Source organism: Nibrella viscosa (genome assembly GCF_039541875.1).
Classification (GTDB): domain Bacteria; phylum Bacteroidota; class Bacteroidia; order Cytophagales; family Spirosomataceae; genus Nibrella; species Nibrella viscosa.
Window position 1 is genome coordinate 1 of record NZ_BAABHB010000017.1, and the last position, 22,577, is coordinate 22,577.

Annotated in this window: 17 protein-coding genes; 14 read left to right on the forward strand and 3 right to left on the reverse strand. The window is 50.7% G+C overall.

Annotation, left to right across the window (positions count from 1 at the left end):
• Positions 1-129: 129 nt before the first annotated feature.
• The 4 genes from ABD931_RS26100 to ABD931_RS26115 all read left to right on the forward strand — a co-directional run bounded on the left by ABD931_RS26100 (position 130) and on the right by ABD931_RS26115 (position 3,835).
• Positions 130-1,506 carry a caspase family protein gene (locus ABD931_RS26100; protein WP_345270976.1) on the forward strand — a complete coding sequence of 459 codons (1,377 nt, stop codon included), beginning with the start codon at positions 130-132 and terminating at the stop codon, positions 1,504-1,506.
• Between the two features lie 3 nt (positions 1,507-1,509).
• On the forward strand, positions 1,510-1,869 hold the full coding sequence (locus ABD931_RS26105; RefSeq protein WP_345270977.1) for a hypothetical protein: 360 nt from the start codon (positions 1,510-1,512) through the stop codon (positions 1,867-1,869).
• A 173-nt stretch (positions 1,870-2,042) separates the two neighbouring features.
• Positions 2,043-3,224, forward strand: a complete 1,182-nt coding sequence (locus ABD931_RS26110) for a hypothetical protein (protein ID WP_345270978.1) — start codon at positions 2,043-2,045, stop codon at positions 3,222-3,224.
• 227 nt (positions 3,225-3,451) lie between these two features.
• Positions 3,452-3,835: a DUF805 domain-containing protein gene (locus ABD931_RS26115; protein ID WP_345270979.1), complete on the forward strand. Its 384-nt coding sequence runs from the start codon at positions 3,452-3,454 to the stop codon at positions 3,833-3,835.
• Between the two features lie 167 nt (positions 3,836-4,002).
• On the opposite strand, the gene ABD931_RS26120 is transcribed toward ABD931_RS26115, so the two are convergent.
• On the reverse strand, positions 4,003-4,611 hold the full coding sequence (locus tag ABD931_RS26120; RefSeq protein WP_345270980.1) for a zinc-ribbon domain-containing protein: 609 nt from the start codon (positions 4,609-4,611) through the stop codon (positions 4,003-4,005).
• A gap of 248 nt (positions 4,612-4,859) precedes the next feature.
• On the opposite strand from ABD931_RS26120, the gene ABD931_RS26125 reads away from it, so the two are divergent.
• From ABD931_RS26125 to ABD931_RS26165, 9 genes are all read left to right on the forward strand, one after another.
• On the forward strand, positions 4,860-6,155 hold the full coding sequence (locus tag ABD931_RS26125; protein WP_345270981.1) for a hypothetical protein: 1,296 nt from the start codon (positions 4,860-4,862) through the stop codon (positions 6,153-6,155).
• Between the two features lie 120 nt (positions 6,156-6,275).
• Positions 6,276-7,898 carry an SUMF1/EgtB/PvdO family nonheme iron enzyme gene (locus ABD931_RS26130; RefSeq protein ID WP_345270982.1) on the forward strand — a complete coding sequence of 541 codons (1,623 nt, stop codon included), beginning with the start codon at positions 6,276-6,278 and terminating at the stop codon, positions 7,896-7,898.
• Positions 7,899-8,068: 170 nt separating this feature from the next.
• On the forward strand, positions 8,069-8,980 hold the full coding sequence (locus tag ABD931_RS26135) for a hypothetical protein (RefSeq protein WP_345270983.1): 912 nt from the start codon (positions 8,069-8,071) through the stop codon (positions 8,978-8,980).
• Positions 8,977-10,005 carry a hypothetical protein gene (locus ABD931_RS26140; RefSeq protein ID WP_345270984.1) on the forward strand — a complete coding sequence of 343 codons (1,029 nt, stop codon included), beginning with the start codon at positions 8,977-8,979 and terminating at the stop codon, positions 10,003-10,005. The genes ABD931_RS26135 and ABD931_RS26140 overlap by 4 nt, the downstream gene beginning before the upstream one ends.
• Positions 10,006-10,032: 27 nt before the next feature.
• Complete coding sequence (locus ABD931_RS26145) at positions 10,033-11,235, forward strand: hypothetical protein (protein WP_345270985.1); 1,203 nt, start codon at positions 10,033-10,035, stop codon at positions 11,233-11,235.
• A 55-nt stretch (positions 11,236-11,290) separates the two neighbouring features.
• On the forward strand, positions 11,291-12,772 hold the full coding sequence (locus tag ABD931_RS26150; RefSeq protein WP_345270986.1) for a C1 family peptidase: 1,482 nt from the start codon (positions 11,291-11,293) through the stop codon (positions 12,770-12,772).
• A gap of 110 nt (positions 12,773-12,882) precedes the next feature.
• Positions 12,883-13,455 (forward strand): SUMF1/EgtB/PvdO family nonheme iron enzyme, encoded by a 573-nt coding sequence (locus ABD931_RS26155; protein WP_345270987.1) that lies wholly within the window; start codon positions 12,883-12,885, stop codon positions 13,453-13,455.
• A gap of 44 nt (positions 13,456-13,499) precedes the next feature.
• On the forward strand, positions 13,500-15,092 hold the full coding sequence (locus tag ABD931_RS26160; protein ID WP_345270988.1) for an SUMF1/EgtB/PvdO family nonheme iron enzyme: 1,593 nt from the start codon (positions 13,500-13,502) through the stop codon (positions 15,090-15,092).
• 189 nt (positions 15,093-15,281) lie between these two features.
• The gene (locus ABD931_RS26165) at positions 15,282-16,808 is read left to right on the forward strand and encodes a hypothetical protein (protein WP_345270989.1); all 1,527 of its coding nucleotides are present in this window, start codon (positions 15,282-15,284) and stop codon (positions 16,806-16,808) included.
• 101 nt (positions 16,809-16,909) lie between these two features.
• Here the strand turns inward: ABD931_RS26165 and ABD931_RS26170 are convergent, their stop codons facing one another.
• Together ABD931_RS26170 and ABD931_RS26175 are read right to left on the reverse strand one after the other, a co-directional pair.
• A complete protein-coding gene (locus ABD931_RS26170) occupies positions 16,910-19,591 on the reverse strand; it encodes a DEAD/DEAH box helicase (protein ID WP_345270990.1) in 2,682 nt (893 codons plus the stop codon).
• Positions 19,592-19,606: 15 nt separating this feature from the next.
• On the reverse strand, positions 19,607-21,232 hold the full coding sequence (locus ABD931_RS26175; RefSeq protein ID WP_345270991.1) for a site-specific DNA-methyltransferase: 1,626 nt from the start codon (positions 21,230-21,232) through the stop codon (positions 19,607-19,609).
• Between the two features lie 139 nt (positions 21,233-21,371).
• Here ABD931_RS26175 and ABD931_RS26180 point away from each other — a divergent pair, with 139 nt between their 5' ends.
• A complete protein-coding gene (locus ABD931_RS26180) occupies positions 21,372-22,499 on the forward strand; it encodes a PDDEXK nuclease domain-containing protein (protein WP_345270992.1) in 1,128 nt (375 codons plus the stop codon).
• Positions 22,500-22,577: the final 78 nt, after the last annotated feature.

A 22,577-nucleotide genomic window follows, 5' to 3' on the forward strand; every position in this document is an offset into this window, starting at 1 on the left:
CGCCTGCCATCAGGCGTTGAATCGCTTCCTGACGGAAGCTGGCATAATCAAAGTCTTTTTTCCCCTTTCCCATTTTGTTGTCAAGTTAAGACATTCTTACTTGACACACTTTACTGAACACTCTCCACGTTGGCGCAGACCACCGCTAAGGAGTGGTTTGATAAAGGAATGGCAACCAATGACCATCACGAGGAAATTGAATACTTCTCGAAAGCTATTCAACTAAACCCTCAGTATGCAGCTGCTTACTATAATCGTGGGTTAAGCAAACGGAAGCTAAACCGCCATCAGGAAGCCATTACCGATTGTGATGAGGCTATTCGCTTAGACCCCAAATATTTAAATGCATACATTGTCCGGGGGAACAGCAAACAGGACCTAGGCCGTCATCAGGAAGCCATTGCCGACTATGATGAAGCCATTCGCTTAGACCCTACGTATGCCAGAGCGTACTACAATCGGGGCTGGGCAAAAGATGAGTTAGGTCAGTACCAGCAGGCGATCTATGACTTTGATGTAGCTATTCGACTGGACCCTAAATATGGAAATGCTTATATAAACCGGGCTATTTCAAAGAGAAAATTAGGTCGTCATCAGGAAGCAATTGTTGACTTGGATGAAGCCATTCGGCTGGATCCTAAAGATGCAATTTCCTACTTTATTAAAGGGCGATCGCTGGTGAATCTTAACCGTTGTACTGAGGCACTGGAGCTGTTTCGCCAGGGAGAAGCCTTGGATCCAAACCAGACTTTCTATCTGGACGATAAAAAGAAGGCCCAAACCTGTGCAACCCCTGCACCGGCCTCCGGCAAGCGCCTGGCGCTGGTCATCGGCAACTCAACTTACCAATATGGCTCTTCGTTGCAGGGTCGGCCCCTCAACGATGCTCAGGATATGGCTGCCCGCCTGCGGAGCCTGGGCTTTCAAGTACTGCTACATACCGATGCCAACCAGCAGGCCATGCGCCAGGCTTTGTTGTCGTTTAGTCAGCAGATTGACCGGCGGACGGAAGTAGCGATGGTATTCTACGCGGGTCATGGCATCGAGGTGGGTGGTCAAAACTACCTTATACCCACCGATGCGCGGCTCACCCGTCCCAGTGATGCCAATTTAGAGGCCATCAACGTGCAGATGCTGCTCAATGAGCTGAAGACCAGTGGGGCCACCTTTTGTGTGGCGGTGCTGGATGCCTGCCGCAATGATCCCTTCCGGTATTGGCCGGCCACGGTGCGGGCCGACGATGACCGGGGCTTCAAGGTAATCTCGGATCTGGCTGGTGAAGGCAACATGTATTTGGCCATGGCTACCGGCTGGAAAAACGTAGCCCAGAACGGCACGGGCCGCAACGGTGTCTACACTGAGTCTTTGCTAAACTACCTCAGAGCCGGTCAGACTATTGAGTCCGTTTTTCAGGATGCTGCGGTGGAGGTTAAGGAGCGCACCCAGCAAAGGCAAAATCCACAGCTCATCACGGAATACGCCACCCGAAGGCGATTAACTTTATAGTACATGACCGACCAAGAACTTGACATCTTGCTGACTGACCGATGCCGACGCTTGGATTTAAGACAGAAAGCCATTGAGAGTTTTCGAAAAATACTGGCTGATACGGAGGATAGTAACGAGAACGATTTTGGGGGCCATAACAGAGACGATATCCAGTATTTTTTTGACGGGTTTGAATATCATATCTTAAACAAATTGGTGGGTTCAGTGATAAGAACGCGAATCGGCCTGTACGTTGAAGACACAAGAAAAATTTGGCTTGGTAACCTGGAGCCGATCGGCTACTATATATACGAAACGGATTTCAGCGGCAATGTGCTGGATGACTACTGTAAATTCGAAAGACATAACCTTTTCCTTTAACTATTTTCATACGGAAACGTCCTTTATTTACCGTAAACTGCCCTTAAAAGTAAAGATTACAGCAATCCGGGAAGATTGAAACAAACTCAAATAGGTAAAAGATTTTTATCCTTTACTGATAAGCTTCTAAAGAATCGTACTATCAATAGTCAGATCAAACACTTTGTAAGCCTATGAAATGGTTGTACACCGTAGCAACCCTGCTCGTTGGGGTTCACATCAGCGCGGTTCAGAAAAACGGACCGAAAGATTACCTCATAACGACCCCCATCTACAATGAGCGGTTCGAAAGTATAAACCCGGCGGCAGAAGTCGAAATGGCCGCTTATCTGAAAGGGAAAAACCTGGAATATTTGATAACCGACGGTGTCATCAGTCGCGTAGACATGCGCGATTTTGCCTTACCCCTCGGCGTACATGGTAACGACAGCCTACTTTCCTACCAGCGGGGTATGCAGGCCATGTGGGTTGATAAGTTGAAGCGCAATGCGGTTGTTCTCAGCCGAAAACCGGAGTTGAAAAATGAGCTGGATGCCCTGATGGCCGAGGCCATGAACCGGTTTCAGGAGGGCTCTGCCCGCATGAATCTGGATACGTACCGGGCCATGGTGCTCAAACCTGTACTGGACACTATCCGGGCGTATCATCAGCAAATGCAGCCGCTATACAGCCCGGAACGACGTCGGTTTATGGACCTGCTTGTTGCAAATATGTCGGCCAACGTTTTGCTGGGCTACAGCATTCACGAACTGATTCCGCCCACCCATTTCACGGAAACAAAAGAGAAGCTGCCGGTTAATCCCCTGTTCAAAACATTTTATTTCGACCGTATGCTTCAGGAAGCAGGTACAGAGTTTATCAGCTACTTCCCGGCGCGGTACGATCCCCTGCTTAGCTTTGGCCCTTATCAGTTTACCAATATTGCCCTGCGCGATATTCAAAGCAACCCCCGGCTGGTGGCAAGCTTTAAAGTGTACGAAAGCACCAAAGATCTTACGACAATTCAGGACCACGCGCTGGCAGCAGCTATTTTCACTTACAACAACTGGGAACGCTTTTCGATGCTGCTCAACAGCCGGGGGGTGCTGAAAAAATTCAACGACGAGTTCGCCGATAACATCGACACACGCAACCTGCGGATTTTTATTGCCGGCATGACGGCCTGTCTGCATCATCAGCCGCCGGTATCAATGAATCTGCTGGCCAAAAAGATTAGCGAAAGCGACAATTTGAGTACGCTATACTATACCTGCCTGGCCAAAGAAGATAATGCCCAACTCGCAAAAGTGTATCGCTCCGCAGCCGAAGCCTACCTGTTTTTGAAAGTTCACGATACGGTTTTTGCCGACAAATAATCAGTAAACAAATAAAATTGAGAGATTTTAATGCTACACTGGTCACGCACATTACGTTCGTGACCAGTTTTAAAATTTAACCAATTTTACACTTGTTTGATAAAGATAAAGCATTGGTCAGTTAAACATCCGAAAAAGCGAGATATGCTTGAAAAACTTCTTTTATTTTAGTAGCATTACCCAGTATAATCCATTCACTTTACGTTTTCACTATTTTCTTAACTTACATGAACGCCTACATTAATGCTCTCCGCAATTTTGCTGATTTCCGGGGTCGCACCCGTCGTAGCGAATACTGGTTTTTCGTTTTGTTTAACATTTTATTCATTGTGCTACTGATCGGGATCGATGTGATCATAATCGGTAGCGGAAATGGCTTTGGCGTTCTAACGAGCATATACGTGCTGGCCACGCTCATTCCCAGCACGGCGGTGGCGGTCCGGCGGCTCCACGATAGCGGCCGCTCCGGTTGGTGGTTGTTGCTGACGTTAATACCCTTGGGAGGTCTTGTACTCCTAATCTTCTACGTGCAGGATAGTGTGCCTGGTGTTAATAAGTGGGGACCTAATCCTAAAGAAACACAATCGGCGGAAGTCCTGAATAACTTCTAACGCCGTTAAAGCTCGACGGATTTACTATACTATTTCGCTGTTTATAAAACCCCTTAAAAGCTCACAGATCCTTGTTTGTAAAAGCTCCATGATCAGTTTACAGCAAGCTTCTGTGAGCTATGTTTGCTATCTTTAACACCAAAGGCAAAGGTTTTACGTTGCGGCAATTACCTTGAAATACTCATGATGTTTCCATCAGTTTTCATCTTTGCAATGGTTGCTCGGGGCATTGCCACTGTTTCTTCTTCGTAATTATCTGTTTTATCAATTTTATAAGAGCGGAATTGCTTCTCGGAAAAATACTTGTTTAGATGAACCCATAAAGTGTCTTTACCGACGGTCGCTATTTTAAAATAGGAATACACTTTATCGCCGTCGTTTTCTACTTTATACATGTATTTGTCACCTGGTTTGGGGTCTGCAAAATAAAGCTCAGTATTGTCGGTAGTCGAAGATCCTATGTAAATGAGGGTACTCAACAGCAATATAATTGTGCTTAAACCCAGGTAGTGCCAGAACGGAGCTTTTGCCTGCCGCTTGGCTGCTCTTCCGGCTTCTTTCAACTCCTGCGGCAAACTAGCCGGCCTGTAAGTTTTCTGACAATGTTCGCAGTGGGCTACGACCGATTTTCCAATGGGAAAGAGCGGAATCCAGAAAACATGAAGATAGCGCCCATAAACACTGATTTGGGTTTGATTAGGTGTGCCGCAACTGGCGCAGCTGATAGTGGTAGGAACGGTCTTAAGATGAGAAGACCGGGAGCCGAAGATTAGCATAAGAAGATGTGCAGCAGAGAATGATTTAGACTGATTAAACTAGGTAAATCTAGCTGTACAACACTGCATATGCAAGTATGATCGTATGAATCAAATTATTGAGTACATCTAAAGTTATGGCAGGCCTGCGCGGTTCGATACAAAATAATTTGGATCTCCCCTGATAAGGATACCCGGTAAACACTTATTCACGCTTAGAAAGGCGCCTAAATGGGCGTGAATGTGTCTCACCTTGTTCTTACAGGAAAATGGTACTTATCAATTATCTCAACAAAATAGCGGTTCAGGGACAGAAAGCTCTGGGTCAGTTAGGACAATACGGGCGAAAGTTGGCTTTGCCGATGGGTAGCGTTGCAAAAGGGACTGGCACTATCGCCCTGGTTTTATTTCTTACAGGCAGCAGTCAGCCCCAGGAAGACCTAGATAAAAACTACATCATAACCGCTTCTTTATACAACGAGCATTTTGAGAGTGTAAACCCTGCGGCTGAGTCAAAGATAGCGGCCTACCTGAAAAACAAGAGTTTGTCGGAACTGGTAGACAACGGAGTGATTAGCCGGATCGATATGCGGGATTTCGCGTTGCCGCTGGGGGTGCATGGGAGTAAAAAGGCCCCCTTTTCGTACCAGCAGGGTATGATCGCCATGTGGAACTACAAAGTTGTCAAAAACAAGATTGATGTTAACAGGCCTGCGTTAAGGAACTACCTCGATGCTCTGAAGCTGAAGGCCGTCGAGCGGATGAACACAGATCCCCGTCCTATGAACCTGGATACCTACAGAGCAACTGTTCTGAAGCCGGTACTTGACTCGATCCGGATTTATCACCAACGGATGCTACCCCGTTACAGCCCGGAACGCCGGGCGTTCATGAATATTTTTATGGAAAACTTTACGGCTAATGTGTTGCTGGGCTATAATATTCACGAACTGATTCCTGCAACCCATTTCACTGGCTCACAGGGAGAATTACCCGTGAATCCTATATTCAAGACCTATTATTTCGACCGGCTGCTTCAGGAAGGAGGCTCTACGTTTATCAGCTATTTTCCGGCCCGCCATGATACAATGCTCAGCTTTGGTCCCTTCCAGTTTACGAACATCGCCTTCAAAGACATTCAGAAAAACGAAATACTTACACGTGATTTCAAAGTTTTCGGTTCAGTAGAAGAGTTGCGGACCATTGAGGACCATGCCCTGGCTGCCGTCCTGTTTGCCTACAACAACTGGGAGCGCCTTTCGGTCCGCCTGAATCTGAACAGAGGTGAACTGTTGACCAGGTTTAATCGGCAGTATTACGAATCCGGCTCAGAAGCCCGCCGGAACTTCCGGATTTTTGTGGCCGGGATGACGGCTACCATGCACCATCTGCCGTCGAGGGCAATGGGTATTCTGGTCAGACGAATTGCTGCTGGTGAATCGGTACAAAATCTGTATATCAATTACCTGCCGGCTCAGGATGCTACCCCGCTCCGTATGTATTACCGGTCGGCCGCCGAGGCATACCTATACGCAAAGGTGCATGATAAGCTTTTCAAGGGATAGCTGGTAAGTAAGTAGTTCTACGGGCTAATGATCACGTAGTTATACCTGTTCTGACGTGTTGGATTAAAAAGTAACTATTTGTAAACTTGTAGTCGTACGCTGCCGGTAACCTAAGTACCCATGAATCACCCTTCCTGCAAGACCTTGCGTTTTCTGTTGCTGCTATTTGGGGTTTGGCTGAGCCAGACCACAATGGCTCAGCCCCGCACCATCAAAATAGCCGGCGGGAGCGCTCCCGCCGGTACCGAACGCCGGCTGGCACTGGTGGTGGGTAACCAGGATTATCTGCGTCAGGATGCCCGCCTGCGCAATCCGGTCAATGACGCCAATGCCGTCGGCAAGGCGCTGGATGCACTGGGCTTTGATGTCATACTGGCTACCAACCTATCGATGTCGGCTTTCCGGAAGGCGGTCGACGACTTCGGCAGTCGCCTGGCCGGCTACGATGTGGCCCTGTTTTACTATTCCGGCCACGGGCTGCAGTTTAACGGGGAAAATTATCTGGTGCCGGTAGACGCAACCCTGCAGACCCTCTCCGACGCCGAAGATGACTGCCTGCGGCTGGGCCGCATCATGGGAAAGATGAAAGCGGCCCGTGTCCGGAACAACATTGTGTTTCTGGATGCCTGCCGCAGCAACCCCTTTCCCAAGAATATGGGCGATAAGGCGGCCCCGCAGAAAGGGCTCGTTATCCCGAACAATCCGCCGGGCACCCTGGTGGTGTTTGCTACCGAAGAAGGCAGTACCGCCGATGACAACGCCCGCGAAAGCAATGGTTTGTTTACGAGCGAACTGCTCAAATACCTGACGGTGCCCGACCTGAGCCTGAGCGACATAGTGCTGAATACCCGCCAGGGGGTATATGCCCGCAGCGGAGAGCGCCAGTTGCCCGCCGACTACAACAAGATGCTGGGAGCCTTCTATTTCGTGAAAAGGGATAAGCCTGTTCCCTCCGCACCCGACAACACCCGACCGACCCCGGCAAGCCCCACCGACCTGCCGGTAGGCCCCGAAATGGTGCGGGTAAAAGGCGGAACTTTCCGGATGGGCAGCAAAGACGGGGAGGCCGACGAAAAGCCGGTGCATACCGTAACCGTAAACGACTTTCTGATCGGTAAGTATGAAGTGACCGTCAGCGAATATATGCAGTTTGTAGAGGCCACCGGTAGCCATTACCCCGAATGGCTGGAAGCCGGAAATAAGTATCATATACAAACGGGCACTGAATCATATTACAAAGACAAAGGCTACACCAGTGTCCGTAGCCGCCTGCCGATTGTGGGTGTGAACCGGCACGATGCCGAAGCGTACTGTGAATGGTTGAGCCGCCGGTCGGGCAAACCCTACCGCCTGCCTACCGAAGCGGAATGGGAGTATGCCGCCCGGGGCGGGCAGAGCAGCCGGTCATATCAGTTTAGCGGGAGCAACAGCGTTGATGAAGCCGGCTGGTACGGTGATAATAGTGGGGGGCAGCCGCACGAAGTAGGCCAGAAAGCCGCCAACGAACTGGGTTTATACGATATGAGCGGCAATGTGTGGGAGTGGTGCCAGGACTGGTATGGTAGTTATGATCGTGATAACCAGATCAATCCGACCGGTCCTGCAACAGGCGCGTATCGGGTATTACGTGGCGGTAGCTGGTTCAACGAACCGCAGATCTGCCGGTCGGCGAACCGCTACAACAACACCCCGGCGCTCCGGGACAACATCATTGGCTATCGGGTCGTGTCCCCAGTTCAGTAAAGAGGCATCCGGTCCAATTCCTGTTGAGCAAAGGGATAGTGAGGGCGGCTCATGGAGGGAGCGGTTCGGCCGGCGGAGCGCCGAACCCGCGACCGGAAAGAGACGCCCGAACGGGAAATTCCGAGCCGTATAACGCCGACCTTTTCGTTTAAAAAATTTTCTGAATACGTATGATCGGGATAAAGCAATTACTCATCGGGTTGGTAGTGTGTGTTCAGGCATATGCCCAGACACCCCGCGCGGCAGACAGCAGCGCCACCGCGCCCACTTCCGTCACGGTGGTTCGCAAACCCCCTACCGACTGGATGAAGGCCCAGATCAAATCGGTAAGCGATTTTGTGGCGCGGTATAACCGCGCCGTCAAACCCCATACGCCTTCGGCAATCGATACACTCACCGGCGCTACCAGCCCGGCTTCAGCCCTGCGGGCGCTTTTCAACGAAGATGACCCCCGGCTAAAAGCCTCGAAAAAAGGTATGCTGTCGGTCTACAGCCGGCGGGTGAGTCTCTTCATCGAAGAAACAACCCAGCCTGCGCATCCCCTGCCGATACCCGTCCGCTTGCTGGCCAGGGTTGATGTGAAAGTATGGCTGGGCAATCGAACGGATACCCTGCGGGTGTATCTGCAAAAACGGTATACCACCGACAGCGCGGCTTACTGGCAGGTAGTGGGTGCCGACCGGCTGCGGCTGTTACCTGCGGCTAAAAAAGTAGGTAGCCCGCCAGCCGACACGGTCAAAAAGCTGTTTCTGCCGCCCAACGCCCACGAAGTTGCTTTTTTGCCGCTGCTGCGCGGCCTGAAAGACGACCAGAGTCTGCTGCGGTTTGCCGCCGATACGCTCCGGCCGCAGCCGCACGAAGTGGCCATTGAGAAAGCCCTGCGGTCGGGCCAGCTGCTGGCCGAATCGACCATGAACACGCTGGTTTATGTTGACACCGGCCGCGGCTGGGTGCTGCAACTGGACGAATATGTCCGGGAAAAAAACAATTCGGGCTGGCTCATCGCCGACCTTTTCGATACTCATACGATGTCGGAACTACCACTACCTCTCCGCACCATTCTGAAACCTGCTAAACCGTGAAAAAATTATTCTTCAGCCGGCTGTTACTGCTGGGCCTGTTAACCAGCCAGCTTGCGTGTGCGCAGAACAGGCCTGGGTCAGAAAGTCAACCCAACACCGGACCTAATGCCACTGCGCTGGCTGATAGCGCCCGCGCCTGGATGCGACTTTTTCAGCAACGATTACAGGCGCTGAACGGTTCTGATTCCACAAAGTGGGCAGAGCGGCAGGCTTCCTGGCTTGCCCTTATGGGTCAACCCAACCTGGCCATGCCTGATCTTCTTGCTCCGAGAGCTACTTTCCAGCAGCAGCACCCTACTATATCGGCAGGCAATTTTGTGCGGCAACTGCCCCGGCATTTCTGGCTGGGGTTCAGGGTAGAAATGGATACTGTGATGGTGCAGCGGGTAGATACGGTTAAGCAGGTAGTTGAGCTCCGGGTCCCCCTGGGTATCCGCGGTATTCGGGCCGATACCCGCCAGCCGCACCGGGTAGGTGAATGGTGTCTGGTTGAATGGCAGCGCACCAGTGGTCCGGTAAACGGCTGGAAAATAACCCGCATCGCCGGAACCGAAAAATGGCTCTACGCCGACCCGATTACCCGTCGGAAAGCACAGCAGATTGAAAAACAATTGATTATATTAGCATCGGCCTGGCTGGACACCCGACAGCCCGATTCCCTGCGCCGACAGGCCTGTACTCAACTTCAGCATCTTCTGGTTACCGACACAATTTTTGTGGATGTAAGTGATAAGGAACGTCGGTCCATCTCTATTAAGAATTGTCAGCAGCTACCAGAATGGAGCGGCCGGACAGACCGGAGCCCCGGTCTGGTGTCGTACTCGCTGGATTACGTAACCGAGATTCATGCCAGTGCCGATGGTACCCTGGTCGGTGAACGTACCCAACTCAACGACGTAACGCCATCGGCCGATACAGATTTTTGGTACGGCAGCCGCCGGCGCGATCCGGTGCCGGTACCCGCCGGAATTAATGGGTCCGGACTTAGCTACTGGCAGATTAGAAGTCTTATTTTTCATCTGTAATACACAAACCAAACCATGTACCACCAATTGATCCTTAAAACTTTCTTTAGTCGGGGTGTGCTGTTTATGGTTTCGCTGCTGCCCTGGATGTCGGTTCAGTCGACCTCCGGAAACAGAGAGCCGGATACCAGTAGCTACAGCCGCCAGGCAGTCTCTGCCGATACGACCAAGCCCCAGCGTTTTACGGCCGACTGGCCGCGATCTCACGAAAAGGCGTTAAACAATCTGCTGAAGGGGTTTCAGCGCGATCTGACGGCTATTATCCCAATCGTTAACAAGACTCCCAACAACGGCAAGGTTCGTGACTTTGTGCAGGTGTATTTTCTCAGTGATACGGCGAGTATTGCCAACCATATTACACCGGCCAACATGATGCCGGATAAGGCGATTGCTCCTCTGGCCGGTAAGGCAGTTCTGAAACCTGGCGAATTTCTGCGCCTGCTGGCGGGTCTTTACAAGAGCGATCTGGCTTATGAGCTCGACCGCGATGAAATGGAAATTGCTTCTCTGGACTCAACCAAACAGGAACTACGGCAGGTACACCGGTACCGACTACAGTTGCCGGTACGGGTAGCCGGACGCCCTAACCGCCAAATGCAGGTTGAAGTACGCGATACGTTGAATGTATTTGCGCTGGTGTATACCGATGGCAAACAAAACGTGCGGTATGCGCGCATCCAGAATATTCAGCAGTTCGGCGGTAGTTATACACCACCCGATCCGATCAATCCGCCGACGCCCCCTGCCCCGCCTGTTGATCCCGAAAAACCCAATGTACCTATGATTACCTGGACACCCGCCCAGAAAACAAATGCAGTGCTGCAGACGGCCAATCGATTAACCAAGCAGGTGAGCGACGAAGAGTTCGAGAAGATAAAGTCTGAGTTTGAGGGTTTGTTTAATCCTAGTGGCTTTATTAACCTGACAACCGTAGACGGCAAGACCCTTGAACTGGAAAGAACTGAATTCCTGATCCGTGCTCGGCAGCAGCAGGTACAGTATGATTTACAGCAGGCAGATATTGTCTTCTATGATAATTTCCAGGTTAACGCTTTGGGTAAACCGTACTGCCGAATCACAACATATCACGATGTAAAACAATATGATATGCGTCAACTGCCGATAACCACCACTGTAACCACTGCTTCTTACATACCGGTTAAAAACAAACCCAAAAATGCTCCTGCCGGCTACTGGCTGTTGGCGTCGGTAAAGCTGAAGGAAAAATAACGATAAGCACCATAACTCACTCAATTATCTCATTTCAGTAAACCATTGTAAACACATGAAACCCATCATCAGGTATTTTCGCTTCTCACTACTTATTCTATGTATACTGTTGATTGCTCAGGCCGTAAATGCTCAGCAATACAGTTTCGGCATGTTACGGAATGACCGTAAATACATGGAATTGCAAAAAAAATCTCTGGGCATTCGATACAGAGGGGTTCTTCCCCCGGCTTATAGTCTCAAAGAGTACGCTCCCGCCATTGGTAATCAGGGCAAGTTCGGAACCTGTACTGCCTGGTCAACTGCCTATTACATGCGTACCATGATAGAGGCTCGCACGCAGAACCTGCGGGGAAATAGGTCTGCTATTGAAGCCATACGCTTTTCACCGACTTACATTTACGAAAAGATAAAGCAAAGAACAGATAATGCTTGTCAGCGGGGTAGCTTTCCGGCCGACGCGCTGGATGCGATGAAAAAGTATGGAAATGTTCTACACAGTCGGTTACCGTATCCGGGATGTGGTACGGATGTAAGCCGCTATGATTCCGAAGCCGCTCAGTACCGGATTGAAGGTTATCAGACTTTGTTTGATATCAAAGCCGCAACCGGCGACAAGATTTCTAGAATAAAAGAGGCTTTGTCTCAGGGGGAGAATCCGGTGCCTATCGGTATGGCCATTCCTTACTCCTTTGTTTCGGCTAAAGAAAATTGGAAGGCATCGCCGGCAGAAAGTGTAGAAAATGACAGCACCATTGCCGGTTATCACGCGTTGACGATCATTGGCTACGATGATGAGAAGTTTGGAGGCTCTTTTCTTATTGCCAACAGTTGGGGAGAGGGATGGGGAGACAAAGGCTATACCTGGGGCAATTATAACGATGTTGTGCGTTTTACCCAGTATGCGTTTCAGGTGTACTCAGAAATAAAGCCAGGTCCTGGCCCCGGGCCTGAAGTGGTTGCGCTCCAGTCGAGTATGGACTTTGCCTTAACGCAGGGGGGGAATATGCCTGTAGAATCAATTCAGGAACGGGGTCTGGATACAGTAGACGACCGTAATGGTTCTGTTGATATGATTACCTACAAAATGAGACAGCCTTATGTTTCGGGAACCTCGTTTAAACTTACGGTGAATAACAGCAAACCGGCTTACATGTACATTATTGGTTCGGACGACGTAAACCGCACTACAAAGCTGTTCCCTTATTCGGGAACCAATGAAAACATCAGTCCGCTGGTGCCTGGCAAATCGGCCGTAGTGTTACCTGCCAACAATCGCTCATTTAAGATGGATACGCAGGTTGGCAATGATTATTTCCTGGTGCTGGTGTCTGAAGAAGAGTTGCCTTTTGAAGAAACTGTCAGCAAAATCAAATCAGCTCAGGGTAACTTTAAAGAGAAAGTATACAACGCGCTGGGTAGTAAACTAATTGCCCCGGCTGATATTCAATACAGGCCAAATCAGGTTGCTTTTGAGGTACGTTCTGGTGCGAAAGGAAGCATTGTACCCATGCTGGTGATGATTGAGCATAGATAATCAGCTAGAAGCAGATAATCTGAAAGAAGGAAGAATTACAGACCCATATCCTGAAGAAGCCCGCATTTTTGGTATTTCTTCAGGATATAGGTCTACTTATTGGTCCTGCTATGTACCCTATAAAGATACTCCTGCTGCTCCTGCTTCCATTAACGACATTATCGCAGCCCAGAACCAGAACTTTTAAGACCACCTCGTCATCGCCGGGTGAGCGACGGCTGGCGTTGGTCATCGGTAACAAGGATTACCAGTTTGCGAATCGCCTGACTAATCCGGTCAACGATGCGAAAGACATCAGCGAAGCTTTGAAGCAACTGGGCTTTTCAGTTACACCTGCTTACAATACGGATTATCGCACTCTACAGGCAGCTATCAATCGCTTTACCGACGGGCTTACAAGCCAGACAAGAATTGTGGGGAGCTTTCCAGCAAATGCATTGGGTTTGTTCGACATGTCGGGAAATGTGGCTGAGTGGTGTCAGGATGCGTATGACAAGGATTATTATGCGAATAGTGCGAATGTAAACCCCACTGGCTCTGCAACCGAAAAAGTTTATCGCGTGCTTCGGGGTGGCAGTTGGGCAGATATTCCGGAGAGCTGCCGGATAACTCACCGTTTGCCGTATTTTTCAACTGGTAAAGGTAGCGTTTATGGTTTTCGTATCGTAGCCTCACTTCCATAAATTCGTGCTAGTAAACGAGTTTAAATAATGCTTCAGCGACCGACATGACCAGCTATTCTATAACGCAACTACCTTACCTGCTGCTACTGCTGGTTTGTCTGACCGGCAGAGCCTGGTCTCAGCGCACCATTAAGATTGCCGAAGGCACGGCTCCGGCCGGTACTGAACGGCGGTTGGCCCTGGTCATCGGCAATAAGGATTATCAGCATGTCAGGTCGCTGAAGAACCCCCTCAACGATGCGCAGGACATGAGCCGGGCCCTGGAAACCTTAGGTTTTGAGGTAAATACCGTTCCCAACGCCGACTACCGCACTATGGTAACGGCACTGAATCGCTTTCGCGATAAACTGACCGGCACCGATGTAGCTCTGGTTTACTACGCGGGCCATGGCCTTAGTTATAACGGTAAAAACTACCTGTTACCAATCGATACGCAGATTCGGTGTCTGGAAGAATTAGAAGAGTACGGCATCTCGCTGAACCGTATTCTGAGTGACCTAGCTACCCGGCAGGTGCGCAACAGTTTTGTGTTTCTGGACGCTTGTCGAAACTTGCCTGATCTGAAGTCCTGTGAACAGAATAGTCGTGAGCTGACGGCAGGGCTGGTGCGGCCTACCAACAATCCCCGTGGGAGTATGGTGGTATTTGCCACGCGTGAAGGAAGCACGGCCGATGATAATGTAACAGCTCGCAACGGATTATTTACCGAAGCACTGCTACAGTTTCTGACAAAGCCGAACCTGGGTATCCGGACCATACTGGACAAGACCGCCGAAGTGGTAGAAGCAAAAAGCGGGGGCCGACAGACGCCGGGTCGATATGATGAACTCAGAGGTGAGTTTGTGTTTGTGATTAAACCCTCGGAAGAGACTCCCTCGTTGTTGCCTTCAACTACCCGGCCGCAGAAGTTTCTGGAACTGCCCTTTGCCGATTTGGTCTACGTGCCGGGCGGTACCTTTCAGATGGGCGATACCCGCAACGAAGGGTTCGAGAATGAAAAGCCGGTGCATACCGTCACAGTCAGCTCATTTCTGATGGGTAAGTACGAAGTGACACAACGGCAGTGGGAAGCCATCATGGGCAGCAATCCGTCTCACTTTAAAGACTGCCCGGATTGTCCCGTGGAGAGAGTATCCTGGGAAGATGTACAAGTGTTTTTACAGAAGCTGAATGCCCGCACGGGTGGCCAGTACCGTCTGCCCACGGAGGCCGAGTGGGAGTATGCCGGCGGCGGGGGCGCGGTGGCCAAGCGGAGCCGGTTCGGCAATGGGCAGGATGTACTGGACCCCGCGCAGGCGAACTTTGATGGAAGTGAGCGGTACAAGGAGGTGTATTCGGTCGCCGGTGAGTATCGCGAAAAAACGGTACAGGTGGGCAGTTTCGGTGCTAACCCGCTGGGGCTGTACGATATGGCGGGTAATGTAAGGGAGTGGTGCCAGGATTGGTACGGCAGCGACTACTACGCTCGTAGCAGTAGCCACAATCCTGCCGGCCCTGCAACGGGCACTTATCGGGTATCGCGGGGCGGTAGCTGGATCAACAGACCGCAGTTCTGCCGGTCGGCGTTCCGCTTCAACGACGCCCCCGCAGCCCGGAGCGACTACGTTGGCTTCCGTGTCGTGTCCCCAGTTCAGTAGCAAGGCATCCGGTCCAATTCCGGTTGAGCAAGGGGGCAGTGAGGGCGGCTCATGCAGGGAGCGGTTCGGCCGGCGGAGCGCCGAACCCGCGACCGGAAAGAGACGCCCGAACAGTTTGGATGAGCGTAGCTGGTTTTAATCGTTGGTAGTCACTAAAACTAATTTCAATTTAAATCTCCGTACAAAATTATGCGAACACTTATTTTGCTTTGCTGCCTGTTGTATGCTGGTTTACTTCAGGCGCAGTCCACGCTTACCGAAGCCCAGAAACGACTGGCGGCTACCGAAGTCTATAGAAGCCTTTCGTCTTTTCAGACTATTCTAAGTTCATTAGTAGGCCCACCGCGGAGCGCACAGGATCCCGTTACCCGCCGGCAATTTGAGGAGTATCTAAACTCATATCTTCTGCCGGACACCCGTTTTTATAACGATCTGCTGCCGGCCGTGTCCGGTTCACGCTTACTTGATCCGAAAGATTATTACGAAGGTATTCCCTTACGTTATTACCGGCAGGGAATAAAGCAATTCAAAATACATTCCGATAAAGAGGAAATTCGTTTCAGTTCCAACATTAGGACTACTGCAAACGGTTATTTAATGGAAGTGTATACCAAAAAAACAATTGAAGGTAACCCTGAAGGCATGGGCCTGTTTATGAAAACTATTCCCTGCCGTCTATCAGTTTATTTCACTATGCAGGGTAATCTGGCCGGAAACTTTAAGATTGGGATAATGGATACAGAACCGGCTCCGGCTACCGGCACATTTTCTCTATTAGAAGGCAATCCACTCGAGTATGTGACTCTTGCCGATATTATGAAGGAAATGTCAAAAACACTTTCGTCCGCTATTCCGGCGGGCATTACCCAACAGGTGCAGGTCCAGAATTTGGGATACGGCGATAAAGGCATTGTTACGCCCCTGGCTGAGCTGGCAACGATTACGTTGCGTGACGAACTTCGTCGGCTCAACCCGGCGATTCAGGTAGAATCGCCGTCACGAAGCTGGGCTCAGGAATTGATGGCTGTGAAGGGCAGTTACCAGGAGGAAGGAAATTTTCTGACGTTTACGGCCCGGCTTTTCGACCGAAACGGAGAAGCAGTGGGTAAACCGGCCACGGCCCGTATTCTTCGTAAAAATATTTCGGCCGAGTCGTGGCAGCCAGAACCGGAAGCGGTTGCCTCTGTAACGGCGGTCAATAATGCGTTAAAAAATGATGAACCTCTTCCCAATCCTAAACGACTAGGGTTCACCTTACGAACTGATCGGGGAGATTCTAACCTGCTCTATGCAGAAGACGATACTATGCGGGTTTATGTCCGGGCAAATCGGCCCTGTTATATCCGGTTGATTTATCGGGATGCCGAAAATCACCTGCTTTTACTACAGGATTCAGAGCGGCTTAGTGAATTTACTACCAACCAGTGGCAGCAAATAGCCAGGGACAAAGATTATATTGCAGCAGGCCCACCCTTTGGCCCCGAATTTCTCATTGCCTACGCTGCGGATGTTCCTTTTCAGAAATTGAAAACCCGAAAAGTCTCAGCCGGCATTAACCGCGACGGAAAAGAGGAATACTACCTGTACATTGAGGATAATCTGGAAACGGTTAAAAAGCGATCAACGGACATGCGTCTTATTAAAACGGCTGATGCATCAGTGGTTGAGCGTACCATAAATATGACAACCCGCGCCAAACTGAACGGAAAGAAATAATTGTTATTTTCAAGGCTATACCCTGACTACATGGTAGGGAATAGCTTTGAAAGTAATCAGGGAATTTACTTAAAATCCTGTAGAGACTTTAAGTATTCTAGTCACAACTCCCGAATCGTACCCAGCAACGTGGCCAGCGTAACGGCATCAGGTACTTCTTTGGTCTCGAAGACCATGTAATACCGATAGTCGTTGCCGGCTTTGCTGCGCCAGAAGTTGCCCAGCCGGATTTTCTCGGCCGTATCGGTGTTGTCGAGGTGGTCGCCTTTGGTCTCGACCAGGATGATCTTGCCGCGTTTGGTGACGACAATGAAATCCGGGTAATGATTGATAAACCCGTTGAGGACGAACCCTCGACCGCGCTCCAGATTGCGGGTCCAGAAGGCGACGCTTTCCAGATTGGCAATGGCGTCGATGACCTTTTCTTCGAATGGGTTGCATTTGGCCTCATGGACATACAGCGATTTGATGATGTCCTTGCCGGTTTCGGTGGGAGAAATCGTAGCTGGTAATGCGTAAGACGGGCGCAGAAACAGTTTGTCTTGATCGAGCCACAGCCGGAAGGTCTTTTCGGCATGGGTGGTGGTAAGCGATTCGATTTTCTGGCGGATGCGCTCGCTGTAGCTGAATTCCTGCGCGATCAGGTCCTGAAACTGCGCTTCGGTCAGGTCTTCCAGTACCTGCCGCACGTACCATTCAATGTCTTTGTCGGAAATAGGTTTGAGGTTGCCTAGCCGGCGCAGCATCTGCTTGGTCATTGTTTTGATCTGCCCTTCGCGGGTCTGGTTGGGCAGGATGTTGGCCAGCAGGGCATCTTTAGTCTGCCCGTCGATATGGCTGAAGCGCGGAGTGTATTCGCCTTTGTGGGCTTCTTCCAGGTCGACCTTGTATAGTTCTGAATCGACGCTGCCGAAATCAATGTTGCGGTCGGCTTTGCGCAGGTTGAAATCCGCCAGCAGGGCTTCCTTACGGAGCAGCAATTCCTCATCGCCGAAAATGCCGGTGGAGACGCGCTGGAAGAACTGCGGCAGCCTGATGGTGCCGGCCAGCTCCTGAAACTGGTCTTTGATCCGGTACTGGTCGACCAGGTCGGTCAGCGCCGGCGGTAAGGCGGATGGGGTATCGCTCATTTGCTTGATTCGCTCGTCGTACTCAGTAGCCTCGGCCAGGGCTTTTTGCTCAATAGCGGTGATGTCGGTACCTATAGCATTGGCGGAGCCGTTGGCCGCAATATTGCCGGCATAGTGGATGGCGGCTGGGTCCAGTTCATCCCCTGCATCACCGTTATTGGGGCTGGCCTCGGGTGTCGGTGCCGGCAGGGTAAACAGCAACTCCAGCGGATCGCCGGCTGCTTTTGCCACTGGCTGGTTGGCGGAGTCTGAGGTTTCGTCGATGGCCCGGTAATCCCGCGCACTGAAACCGGCTTTGTTGAGGCCGTTGACAACGTTTTGCAGGGTTTCGCGAAAGCGGGAGGAGGCCGTCAGGACATAGCTCAGGTTGAGCAGGGGTGATTTGTGGCGCATGACGTGCGGCTGCCGCAGCACCCGGCCCAGAATCTGCTCGACATCCACAGCCGAGGAGCGGTCGGCCAGCGAGGCCAGAATGTAGGCAAACGGACAGTCCCAGCCTTCTTTCAGGGCGTTGACGGTGATGATGTAGCGAACGGGACATTCCGGCGACATCAAATTGATGCCCTTCAGCTCATCGATACTGGCCGTTTTGATCTTGATCTGGTCACTGGGGATACCCGCCCGGATGAGCGTTTCCTTGATCTTCTCAAAGGTCTGGTTATCCTCGCTGGTTTTGGGCTGGGCCTGAAACAGCACAATAGGCCGGATGTAGCGGCCACCTTGTTTGCGTTCGTCGTTGGCCAGCAGTTCGAGTCGGCGTTGCAGGCTCAGGGCGGAGTTGATGACCTCCGTCCGCTCTTTCTTCTGGTTGTAGACGATCACCGGCAGCTTCACCATGTTTTCCTTTTTCAGCTCCAGCGCATCCACAAAACTGATGATGTTGCTGTTTTTGCGCGGGGTTGCCGTTAAGTCCAGAATAAACGAGGGGTTGAGGTTGCGCAGCATCTCCACGCTCAGCTCGCTCTCGGCGTTGTGGCTTTCGTCGACAACCACCACGGGCGACAGGCTCCGAATGACGTTGATCACGGCCGTTTCGTCGGTACCTTCCAGCACGTACGGATTAGTGGTATCGCCCTGGGCGAAACTGATGTTGTTGCCGTTCTCCTGGTAGAGCTTGCGGTCTTCCTTGTTGCGGGCCCGCAGCGAATCGAAACTCATGACAATGATGCTCAATTGCCCCTGCACGGTGGTGGCGTTGAAGCCGGCTCCGCTCAGCATGGCCTGCTTATCGAAGACCTCGACGCGGTTCTGAAAATGCGAATTGATTTTCTGCCGGTAGGGGTGAGCGGGGTTGCGCAGATTCAGAATGGTCTGCTGCAGAATGGAGTTGGAGGGTACCAGCCAGACCACCACATTGGCAGAAACAGCACCGGGCTCGACCTTCTCAAAGATGGTCCGGAGGGCGTTGCAGGCGATGAAGGTTTTACCGCCTGCGGTGGGCACTTTGAGGCAGATATGCGGCACGGGGTGGTCGGCTCCGTCTTTGACGTTGTTTTTATACGGCTCGATGGCCGTACCCGGAAACGGCCGGAATCCTTTGCTGAGCCAGAAGTCGTAGAATGCCTCGCGCACCCGGCCATTGGTCTGCTGCAACTGATCCAGAAACAGACTCAGGTCGTTGATAACACTCTGCTGGTAGGGTTTAAGCTCCATGGGATTGGGGTGTGGTTACAGGCGAGTGATGTCGCGGGGAATTTTCTTGAAAATAATGTTCTTCTGCTGGAGGTAATCGTCGGGCAGCACGCAGGCATCGGCGTAGATGATGTACTGCTCGGCGCGGGTACGGATGGTGCCCAGCAGGTCGTAATTGAGCGTGGTAACCGCATCGGGCTGGTAGCAGAAGTAATAGGCCGTATTTTCGTATACGCCCAAACGGTACGGTTCATCGGAGGAAGCTTCCAGGGTGGTGCCTTTGGTTTCGGTAAACCAGAGGTATTGCCGGATTTTGTCGGTACTGACGCAGGGGTTCAGATTTCCCTCCTCGTCGAAGAGCCGTTCACCGAGCTTATAATATGCAAAGCTGCCGCCGGTACCTGCTGTATCTCCATAGCCATTCATGACGCGCCGGACCCGTTCGGCAGTAATTGTCTCCGCGTAATTCTCCATCTCAATTAAGATGAATTTGCGGTTTCCGCCGTCTTCTTTATTCAGATTTAGGACGGCATGTGCAGTTGTTCCACTTCCTGCGAAAGAATCAAGAACAATAGAATCTTTATGCGTACCGACCTGTAATACTCGTTCGATTAAACTTGTTGGTTTTGGGGTTTCAAAGTTTGAATATGAAGTCGCGTCAAAGAATATTGATCTTATCTCTTTTTTTGCACTATCAGTGTGACCTGCAAACTGAAAATCCCACCAGGTATGTGGGACAACACCATCTGCATTTCTGAGTTGATCTTTATAACGCTTGTAAGAAGGTACTTTACCTTTCCCATCTTTTCCCCAATATATCAGGTCTTCCTCCAAATGCCTTTTGTGTTCATCCTGTGAATAGGCCCAGACTCTTGTTCGCTTTGGCCAAACTTCGTCTCCATTTATAGGATGGATGATTGGGTAGAATAAATTTGGTCTTTCCTCCGCCGTTTTATTACATGTATAATCGCTGGCGCGAAAAATTCCTCGCTCATCTTGAAATTTATATTGTGAGTCTTTATCCTCAGTTCTCGGAAACAAATTTCGTTGCCAGCTTATCGATTTTTGATAAACTAGGATGTAATCATGCATTGGTGCAATAGTCTTGTGGTCGTTAGCAACAGTATACTTTTTTTGCCATAAAATATCTGCTACAAAATTATTGCCACCGAAAATATCATCTAAGATTAACCTTAGATTCGCATGTTCATTATCGTCTATAGAAATCCAAATACTTCCATTTTGGTGTAATAATCGATGCAACAACACCAGCCGGGGATACATCATACACAGCCACTTATCATGGCGGCTGAGGTCTTCACTTTCTTTGCCAACAACCTGCCCTAACCAGCGCTTTATCTTCGGATCGTTGACATTGTCATTATAAACCCACCCTTCGTTACCCGTATTATACGGCGGGTCGATGTAGATGCACTTGACGCGGCCTTCGTATTGGGGTAATAGCGCCTTCAGCGCTTCGAGGTTATCGCCGTGGATAATCAGATTGTCCGCAGCCGATTGGTCCGGCTGGTCACCGGCTGGGGTGCCGGCCGGGGGGCTGTCCGCTGCGGTAAACGTATATTGATGGTCGAGGACCCGGAAGGGTACCTCGTGGTGGTGATTGATAACTTTCTCTTTTCCAATCCAGTGTAAACTCGGCATCGTGGCAGTGGGTAATGGCGGCAGGTACAGACCGTCAAAAATAACAGAAGCCGGATAATTTGCCCGGTTTTAAATATCTTTTCGGACTTTGGTTTTACCGTCCGGATGCCTAATTTGCCCACACAGACGGTGCTTTTGCATGCAGGACAACAAACTAAAGGACGATTCAGCCGGTTATACTCAGTTGCTGGCTGAGATTCAGCGGAACATATTAACGCACCGGTACCGGGCCGCCAAAGCCGTCAATCAGGAGCAGTTACGGCTGTACCTTCTGGTCGGCCATCTGCTGGCGCAAAAGATCGAAGCAGCCGAGTGGGGTGCCGGCATTGCCGATCGCGTATCGGCCGACCTGCGCCAGGCGTTACCGGGTTTGCGCGGCTTTTCCCGGCGCAACCTGTTTAATATGCGGCAGTTAGCCATCGAGTACGCACCATTGCTGGCCAGTTTGGAGCCTGTGAACCCCACCGCGACGGATGATCCTCAAATTGTGCAGTTGGCAACTGCACAATTTACCGACGTCGATGCCGCCTTCATCCAGAATGTCTTTTTAGGGATTGGTTTTACCCACCACATCCTGCTGCTGAGCCGCTGTAAAGACTGGACCGAACGGCGGTTCTATATGGAGGAGACGGTACGAAATCAATGGACCGTGGACACGCTGGAGTTTGCCATCAGCGGGCAGTTTTACCGCGCCCGTGGCCAGATGCCGAATACCTTTAGTACGTATCTGCCCGAAACGCTCAAAAACACCGCCGTACTGACCTTCCGCGACGAATACCTGCTGGATTTCATCAACATCGATCCCGACGACGAGCGCGTACTGGAGCGGCATATCGTACAGAACATTCAGCGATTTCTTCTGGGACTAGGTAAAGGGTTTACCTTCATCGGCAGTCAATACCGGCAATTGGTCGATGGCGACGAATATTATGTCGACTTACTCTTTTACAATCGCATCCTGAAATGCCTGGTAGCCATTGACCTGAAAAAAGGGGAGTTTAAACCCGAATACGCCGGCAAGATGAACTTCTATCTGAATGCGCTAAACGACAACGAGCGAATGCCCGATGAAAACCCATCTATCGGAATTATCCTCTGCAAGACGAAGAGCAACGTCAAAGTAGAGTATGCCTTCAAGGGCGTGACAACCCCCATGGGCGTAGCCACCTACCGTCTCTCAACCGAACTACCCGGCGCTTACCGCGACGTATTGCCAGATTCAGAAACGTTGGTTAAACTGCTGGATGAGCCTGAGAGTGGGGAATAATGCTTTACACAATAAAAATCAGAAAAAAGTAGTAGCAATTTAGTATTTGCTGAGAAGAGCAAAAATCATGTAATGAGG